Origin of the sequence: Streptomyces prasinopilosus, from assembly GCF_001419695.1 — a bacterium.
Taxonomy (GTDB): Bacteria; Actinomycetota; Actinomycetes; order Streptomycetales; family Streptomycetaceae; genus Streptomyces; species Streptomyces prasinopilosus.
The window spans coordinates 1-2,418 of the sequence record NZ_LIRG01000759.1; the positions used below are offsets into that span (position 1 = coordinate 1).

The 2,418-nt window shown below is 76.5% G+C and carries 3 protein-coding genes and 1 pseudogene; 3 read left to right on the forward strand and 1 reads right to left on the reverse strand.

What is annotated here, in order from left to right:
• Together AOK18_RS25920 and AOK18_RS25925 are read left to right on the forward strand one after the other, a co-directional pair.
• A partial coding sequence (locus AOK18_RS25920; protein ID WP_276205371.1) for an AlkA N-terminal domain-containing protein occupies positions 1-829 on the forward strand: 829 nt, incomplete at its 5' end.
• A gap of 5 nt (positions 830-834) precedes the next feature.
• Entirely contained in the window at positions 835-1,392 is a 558-nt protein-coding gene (locus tag AOK18_RS25925) for a methylated-DNA--[protein]-cysteine S-methyltransferase (RefSeq protein ID WP_079105184.1), read from the forward strand.
• Between the two features lie 30 nt (positions 1,393-1,422).
• Here AOK18_RS25925 and AOK18_RS25930 read toward each other — a convergent pair whose 3' ends face one another.
• Complete coding sequence (locus AOK18_RS25930; protein WP_055695912.1) at positions 1,423-1,914, reverse strand: DUF456 domain-containing protein; 492 nt, start codon at positions 1,912-1,914, stop codon at positions 1,423-1,425.
• A gap of 201 nt (positions 1,915-2,115) precedes the next feature.
• Between AOK18_RS25930 and AOK18_RS25935 the strand changes: the two are divergent.
• A pseudogene (locus AOK18_RS25935) lies at positions 2,116-2,418 on the forward strand (protein phosphatase 2C domain-containing protein); the annotation flags it as partial.

Sequence of the window (2,418 nt, forward strand, 5' to 3'; positions counted from 1 at the left end):
CGCCACCCCCACTCCCACCGCCGGCATCTCCCTGCGCCTCGCCCACCGCGGCCCGTACCAGCCCGGCCCCGTCTTCGACCTGCTGGAACGCGAGGCCGTCGAGGGCATCGAGGAGGTCACCGGCGTCCGGGGCGCCCGCACCCACCAGCGCACCCTGCGCCTCCCGTACGGCACCGGCATCACCGCCGTCGACGAACGCCCCGGCACCGCGCGCACCGGCTCCGGCACCCGCCCCGGCGGCTGGCTCGACGCCCGGATCCACCTCACCGACCTCCGCGACCTGACCACCGCCGTACAGCGGCTGCGCCGCCTGTTCGACCTGGACGCGGACCCGTACGCCGTCGACGAACGGCTCGGCGCCGACGCGCGGCTCGCCCCGCTGGTCGCCGCCCGCCCGGGACTGCGCTCCCCGGGCACCGCCGACCCCGACGAACTCGCGGTACGGGCCCTGGTCGGCCGCGACCGGGCCGCCCGGCTGGTCCAGCGGTACGGCAAGGCCCTCGACGCCCCCTGCGGCACCCTCACCCACCTCTTCCCCGAACCGGCCGCCCTCGCCGGCGCCGTACCCGGAGGCACCCTGGGCGCGCTCACCACCGCCCTCGCCGACGGCACCGTACGCCTCGACCCCGGCGCCGACCGGGACGCGGCCGCTGACGCCCTGTACGGCGTCCCGGGCCTGGACGCCCGCACCGTCGCCGTGATCCGCACCCGTGCCCTCGGCGACCCGGACGTGGCCCCGCCCGCCCCCGACATGCCCGACAGCTGGCGCCCCTGGCGCTCATACGCCCTGAACCACCTGCGCGCAGCAGGGGAGTTGGAGTACCCATGAACACCATGACACCCACCACGGCACCCCTCACGACGAACACGACGACCGGCACGACGACCAGCGGTACGGCTGCCGCGGACACCTACTGGACCCGTGTCGAGAGCCCTCTCGGCACGCTGCTGCTCACCGCCGGCCCGGACGGGGCGCTGACCTCGCTCTCCGTGCCCGGGCAGAAGGGCGGGCGCGCCGTGCGGGACGACTGGCGGCAGGACCCGGGACCGTTCCGCGCGGCCGAGGAGCAGCTCGCCGCGTACTTCGCCGGCGAGCTCAAGGACTTCCGGCTGCCGCTGTCCGCCGCCGGCACCCCCTTCCGGGAGAAGGTCTGGGCCGCGCTCGACGACATCCCCCACGGGGAGACCGTGTCCTACGGCGAGATCGCCGCACGGATCGGCGCCCCCCGGGCCGCCGTACGGGCCGTCGGCGGGGCGATCGGCGCGAACCCGCTGCTGATCGTGCGCCCCTGCCACCGGGTGATCGGCGCCGACGGGTCGCTGACCGGATACGCGGGCGGCCTGGACCGCAAGATCCACCTGCTCACCCACGAAGGAGTGCTCCGCCCCTGACCGGAGGCGGGGACCGGAGCCGGGAGGGCTTCAGCCCCAGAACACCGCGCCGAGCCACGCCGCCGTGATCAGCAGGCAGGTGAACAACTCGGTCAGTACGCCCCAGCCGCCCGAGCGCATCACCGTACGCGTCGCCGCCACGGCTTCCCCGTGGCGGCCCAGGCGCATCCGCTCGCAGGCGTAGACACCGGCCACGAAGCCCGGGGCCGCGCCCAGCACGGGCACCAGGACGAAGCCCAGGAACGCTCCCGCACCCGCGTACGCCAGCACCCGGCCGTCGGCCCCGTCGGCCCCGCCGGCCCGCGGCCGGCGGGACGGCAGGGTCCAGCGGACCACCTGGGAGAGGAACAGGACGACCGTCGTCCCGACGAGCACCCCCCACGCCACGGGCCGCGGATCCTTCAGTGCCCACCACAGGATCGCGGCCCACACCAGCCACGACCCCGGGACCCCGGGCAGCAGCACTCCGCACAGACCGAACAGGATCACCAGCCCGGTCAGCAGGAGGTCCCACGCTCCCATGCGTCCAGGGTGCCGGAGGACGGCGGGAGGCGCAGACCAGGTGCGGGGTGACGCGGACCGGCCCTCGCACCGGCCCCTCGCCCCGGGCCGACGCGCCTTCGCGCACCCCGGGCGGCCGGCGGGCCGCGTGCCGCACGGAACCGGCAACGGATTTCCCGATGCCCCGTTCCCATCGGGCCCGCGCGGTGGACAATCCAGGGTATGAGCGAGCAGGGAGGCAGGCCCACCGGTCACGAGGACGCCTGGTGGGGGCAGTTGTACGACGGCGCCCCCGGCGACACGGGTCCCGCGCCCGCATCCGATTCCCTGGACGACCGCTTCGACTCGGCGGCGGACACGGTGAACGAGGCGGACGGCGGCCCGGCGCACGGCACGGTGGACGGCCCGGCGGACGGGAAGCCCTCCGCGGGGGACTCTTCCGGCACCTCGTCACCCGCTCCGGGGCCGGTGCCCGGGGCGGGGGCGCCTCCCGCGCGGCCACCCGGCACCCGGCGGCCCGGCGGG